Origin of the sequence: Nonomuraea deserti (assembly GCF_004348685.1) — a bacterium.
GTDB classification, from domain to species: Bacteria; Actinomycetota; Actinomycetes; order Streptosporangiales; family Streptosporangiaceae; genus Nonomuraea; species Nonomuraea deserti.
Map to the genome: position 1 here is coordinate 1 of NZ_SMKO01000331.1, position 5,319 is coordinate 5,319.

At 72.0% G+C, this 5,319-nt stretch carries 5 protein-coding genes; 2 read left to right on the forward strand and 3 right to left on the reverse strand.

Annotated features, from left to right (window positions below; translation table 11 throughout):
* Positions 1-31: 31 nt before the first annotated feature.
* Entirely contained in the window at positions 32-1,078 is a 1,047-nt protein-coding gene (locus E1292_RS49260) for a hypothetical protein (RefSeq protein WP_165975164.1), read from the forward strand.
* Between the two features lie 134 nt (positions 1,079-1,212).
* Here the strand turns inward: E1292_RS49260 and E1292_RS49265 are convergent, their stop codons facing one another.
* From E1292_RS49265 to E1292_RS49275, 3 genes are read right to left on the reverse strand one after another with little or no spacing between them, the layout of a single operon-like run.
* Positions 1,213-2,286, reverse strand: coding sequence for a spore photoproduct lyase family protein (locus tag E1292_RS49265; RefSeq protein ID WP_132606703.1), 1,074 nt, complete (start codon positions 2,284-2,286; stop codon positions 1,213-1,215).
* A gap of 18 nt (positions 2,287-2,304) precedes the next feature.
* Positions 2,305-3,051 (reverse strand): DNA-formamidopyrimidine glycosylase family protein, encoded by a 747-nt coding sequence (locus tag E1292_RS49270; protein ID WP_132606704.1) that lies wholly within the window; start codon positions 3,049-3,051, stop codon positions 2,305-2,307.
* Between the two features lie 9 nt (positions 3,052-3,060).
* On the reverse strand, positions 3,061-3,759 hold the full coding sequence (locus E1292_RS49275; protein ID WP_132606705.1) for a TetR/AcrR family transcriptional regulator: 699 nt from the start codon (positions 3,757-3,759) through the stop codon (positions 3,061-3,063).
* A gap of 97 nt (positions 3,760-3,856) precedes the next feature.
* Between E1292_RS49275 and E1292_RS49280 the strand changes: the two genes are divergently transcribed.
* A complete protein-coding gene (locus E1292_RS49280) occupies positions 3,857-5,077 on the forward strand; it encodes a saccharopine dehydrogenase family protein (protein WP_132606706.1) in 1,221 nt (406 codons plus the stop codon).
* Positions 5,078-5,319 lie beyond the last annotated feature (242 nt).

A 5,319-nucleotide genomic window follows, 5' to 3' on the forward strand; every position in this document is an offset into this window, starting at 1 on the left:
ACGGGGGCGGTGGGGGCGGTACGGTCGGATGGTGAGCACAGAGGCGTTTTCCACGGCTGTCGGCCAGGCGCGTGACCTGCTCAGGTGGCGTTCGCCGTTGCGGACAGAGCTCTGGGCGGCCAGGATCACGGCCGGTTTGGAGCCGGCGCAGGTGCGACCGTTCCTGGGCGAGCTGGCGGCGGACGGCGGTCCTGAGGCGCGGCTCACGCTGGTCGCTCTGGCGGCGGTCGACGCGGGCCGCTCGTCGCCTCTCCGCGACGCTTCCGATTCGCCGGACGTGGCCGCCGCCATGGTGGGCGACGTCGAGGCGACGACGGTGGCGGGAGCCGAGGTGTACGCCGAGGCCGCCCGCGGGCTGGCCGGGACGCTCGCCGGGTGGGTGCGCCGGATGGGGCGGGTGACGTGCGAGGGCGCCTGGTACGGCAAGGCCGACCCGTACGGCGAGCAGGTGCTGGCCGTGCTCTCCTTCCGCTACGAGAACGGCAAGGAGCCGCACGTCCTGGTCGTCGGCATCGACCAGCCCCATGGCGGGCTGGCGGTCGACGCGCTGGTCGAGGAGGTGAAGTTCCTCGACGATCTGGGGCTGGCGGCGGCCGAGCCCGGGACGGTGGCCGGGCGGATCCTGGACGCGTTCGAGCTGGGTGACCGGATCATGGGGGCGGAGGTCGCGGACACGCTGGCGGGCGTGCGGCCGCTGGCGATCACCCGGGCCCGGAGCGTCCCGGGGCTGGTGCGCGGCGCGTCCGACGACACCGTGGCCCGGTTCCGGGATCTGCCGGAGGTGCCGGGGGCGCGGGAGGCGTTCGAGAAGCTGGCCGAGTTCGTCGGGGACCGGCCGCTGTGGTGGAGCCCGCAGCGGGTCTCGGCGTTCCTGACGTCGTGGTTGCCCCGCGAGGCGATCCTTTCGGAGGCCGCCGTCGCGGCGATGCCGGAGGTGGTCAGGGCGTGGAGTCGTTTCAGCGGCGATCATCCCGCGGTGCTGCGCCAGATCGACGAGGACGCGCCGCGCCTGCCCGCGCTCATGGCGGACGACTCCCTGGCCGGACTGGGCAAACGCATCGCCCAGAACCGCCTCTGACCACTGGCCGGCCGCACCGACGCGGTTACGACCCGCAGCCGGCTCGATCCCATGGATGTCCCACCAGAGGTGGTCGCGGGCGACGGCTGCGACCTCAGACGGGCCGGCGTACACCTGCCACCGGATGGCGGCGGCTAGAAGGCGTAGCGGATGCGGCAGTAAGGGACTTTTGCGGTGATCAGGTCGGTGAGGGCGGCCACGTAGCGTCCCTTGTGGCCGGTGCGGTAGCGGACGTTGTAGCCGCCCGTCTGCGACCGCTTGGCCTGCTGTACGTCCGGCCGCCACAGCACCTCCTCCGCCTGGGGATGCCAGCCCAGGTTGACCTCGTGGAGGCGTTCGTTGTGGGTGAGGAACACGATCTCGGCGGCGAGCTGCCGGCGAGCCTCGGCGTTCAGGGCGTCGTCGAGTTGTTCCAGCAGTTCGGCCCAGCTCTCCAGCCAGCCGTCGCGGACCACGACCGGGCTGAGGTTGACGTGCACTTCGTACCCGGCGGCGACGAAGTCGTTGATCGCCGCGATCCTTTCGGTGATGGGCGAGGTGCGGATGTCGAGGAGCTTGGAGTCGGCGGCGGGCATGAGGCTGAAGCGGATCCTGGTGCTCGACCGAGGGTCCCAGTCGAGCAGGTCGCGGTTGACGTACTTGGTGGCGAAGCTGGCCTTGGCACCGGGGAGGTCGCGGAACGTCTCCACCAGGTCGCGGACGTTCCGGGAGATCGTGGCGTCGACGGAGCAGTCGGAGTTCTCGCCGATGTCGTAGACCCAGTCGTGGGGGTCGACCTGGTTCGGCTCGGATTTGACGCCCTGCCGGGCGGCGTGACGCCGGATGTAGGCGACGATCTTGTCGATGTTGGCGAAGACGGTGATCGGGTTGCTGTAACCCTTGCGGCGCGGCACGTAGCAGTAGGCGCAGGCCATCGCGCAGCCGTTGGCCGTGGAAGGGGCGATGAAGTCGGCGGAGCGGCCGTTGGGGCGGGCCGTCAGCGACTTCTTCACCCCGAGCACCAGCGCCTCGGTCTTGATGCGCACCCATCGGGCCACGTTGCGCTCGTCGCCGTAGAGCTCGGGGATGCGGTGGTGGCCGGCGATCTCGATGAGTTCGGCGTCGGGATAGCGGGCGAGGATCTCCTGGCCGCGGGGCAGCTCGGTGGCCGCGGGCTCGAGGTAGATGCGCCGGATGTCCAGCAGGTTGTCACGTGTGGTGATGCTCATGTCACTCCTCCTGCCAGACTACCCGGGCTGGTCCACTGGGCAGGCATACGCGGTTCTGGAGGCGAGCTGCCAGGTCCGTACGGCGGCCCCGCACCGGCGGCAGCGTTCGCGCTTGTAGACCCAGCGCTCGTCCGGGGCGTCCGGGTCGCTGATGACCTGCCCGGCGTCCCGCCCGAGCGGCATGTACGCGGTCGCCGTCTCCCACAGGCGGGCGGCGGCGTCGGGGCCGATGCCGCGCGCCGCCGGGTGCAGGCCCGTCAGGAACAGCAGCTCCGCCCGCCACGCGTTGCCGATGCCCGCCCACACGCCCTGGTCGAGCACGGCGGCGCCGACCGGGCCGCGAAAGGCGGTGAGCCGTTCGACCGCTTCGGAGCGCGCGGCGTCCCGTCGGAGCGGGTCGGGGCCGAGCGAGGCGCGCAGGGCGGCGAGGGCCTGTGGGCCCAGTGGCTCGCACTGGATGGGGGCGATGAGGTCGTACGCCACCTCGTCCGTGGCCAGCCGGAGCCGGGTGCCGGGTTTCGGGGCGGCCGACGGGTCGGCGTGGCGCAGGAAGAGGCCGCGCATCCCCAGGTGCACGTGGATGGCTGGGGCGCCGTCGACGTGGTAGAGGAGGTGCTTGCCCACGGCCTCCACTCCCGTGACGGCCCGCCCGTCGTAGGGGCGGGGGTCGAAGCGGCCCTGGGGGCTCGCGGCGCGCACCACGCGGCCGGACAGCGCCGCGTGCTGCTCGTCGGCGTGGCGATGGATGAGATGGCCTTCGGGCATACCTCCGAACTACCCGCTGAGCTGGGCCGAAGCGCTGGACAGCAGCATGTCGAGCGCCGTCGGGTACGCGCTGTCGTTCATGCGGGCGACCAGGAGCGGCGCGGTGGCGGCGATGTTGGGGTGGGTGGCGGCGGGCAGCCGCGCGTACGTGTCGTGCCACACTTCCTCGTCGGCCTCCCGTGCCGCCTTGGGGAGGGCCAGGGTGGCGGCGTCGAGGATGGCGAAGGCCAGGCTCTGGTCGATGAACGCGTGGTAGATCCGGACCGCGTCGCCGTCGGGGAAGCCGGCGCCGCGCAGGATGCCGAGGATCGTCTCGTCGCCTGCCACCTCGTTCGGCCGGCCGGTGACGCGGCTGGCGGTCAGCACGGCGGCCTGCGGGTGGGCGAGGTAGGCGTGGTGGATGCGCAGGCCGAGGTCGCGCAGGTCGCCCCGCCAGTCGCCGGTGGCCGCCCAGCCGGCCATGGCGTGGCCGTACAGCTCGTCGGCGATCGCGAGGACCAGGTCGTCCATGCCGCGGAAGTACCGGTAGACGGCGCTGGCGTCGGCCCCGAGCGCGAGGCCGAGCCGGCGGGCGGTGAGGCCGGCCGCGCCGTGCTCGCGCAACATGCGCAGCGCGGTCTCGACGATGAGCCGGTGGGTCAGGATCTGCCCGTGCTTGGTGGGGCGCCGCCGCCTGCGCGACGCCTCGTCGACCACCCGTTCGGTCAAGGTACGCCCCTTATGTCAACGCCATTGACGTTGATGAGCCTACCGGCATTGGATATATGACACACCCGTCAAATCCACCAAAAGGGGATCTATCGTCATGCGCATCCTTCTCGTGGGATCCGGCGGCGTGGGCACCGCCGTCACCAGGATCGCGGCGCGCCGCCCGTTCTTCGAGCACATGGTCGTCGCCGACCACGACCTCCCCCGCGCCGAGACGGCCATCGCCGCGCTGGGCGAGGAGGCGGGCAGGTTCACCCCGGCCAGGGTCGACGCCGGCGACACCGCCGCCGTGACCGCGCTGCTCGCGGGGCACCGCTGCGACGTCCTGCTGAACGCCACCGACCCCCGTTTCGTGCTGCCGCTGTTCGAGGCGGCGCTCGCGGCCGGAGCGGACTATCTCGACATGGCGATGTCGATGTCGCGGCCGCACCCCGACCGGCCGTACGAGGAGGTGGGGGTGAAGCTGGGCGACGAGCAGTTCGCCCGCGCGGACGCGTGGACCGCGTCCGGGCGGCTCGCGCTGGTCGGCATGGGCGTGGAGCCGGGCCTCGCCGACGTCTTCGCCAGGTACGCCGCCGACGAGCTCTTCGACGAGATCGAGGAGATCGGCGTCAGGGACGGCGGCGACCTGACCGTCGAGGGCTATGCGTTCGCGCCGTCGTTCTCCATCTGGACCACCATCGAGGAATGCCTCAACCCGCCGGTCGTCTACGAGAAGAGCCGCGGCTGGCACACCACGGAGCCGTTCAGCGAGCCGGAGGTCTTCGACTTCCCCGAGGGCATCGGCCCGGTGGAGTGCGTGAACGTCGAGCACGAGGAGGTCGTGCTGGTCCCCCGCTGGGTGGACGCCGGCCGGGTCACCTTCAAGTACGGCCTCGGCCAGGACTTCATCGACAAGCTCAAGACCCTGCACACGCTCGGCCTGGCCGGCACCGAGCCGGTCGAGGTCAGGTCCGGCCGGGGCACCGCCCTGGTGGCCCCGCGCGACGTGGTCGCCGCCGTGCTGCCGGACCCTGCGGGGCTCGGCGACCGCATGCGCGGCAAGACCTGCGCCGGCACCTGGGTGAAGGGTGTCAAGGACGGGCGGCCGCGCGAGGTGTACCTGTACCACGTGGTGGACAACGCGTGGTCGATGCGCGAGTACGGCTCCCAGGCCGTGGTCTGGCAGACCGCCGTCAATCCCGTCGTCGCCCTCGAACTGCTGGCCGGCGGGGTCTGGAAGGGCACGGGCGTGCTGGGGCCCGAGGCGTTCGAGCCGCGCCCGTTCCTGGACCTGCTGGTGGCCTACGGCTCACCGTGGGGCCTGCGCGAGCAGTGAGGGGGCCGGAGGGAGCCGTCGGGAGCGGGCGCAGGATCATTGAGGTGCGACGACCCGCACACCGGAGGTTGACCCCTTGAGCATCGCCGACGATCCCGACCGCGCACCCGCCCGTTCCCACCTGTACGCCATGGGCCTGTCGGACGAGGAGATGCGCCGCCCCGTGGTGGGCATCGCCTCCACCTGGACCGGCACCATGCCCTGCAACCTGACCCACCGCGAACTGGCCGCGCACGTGGCCG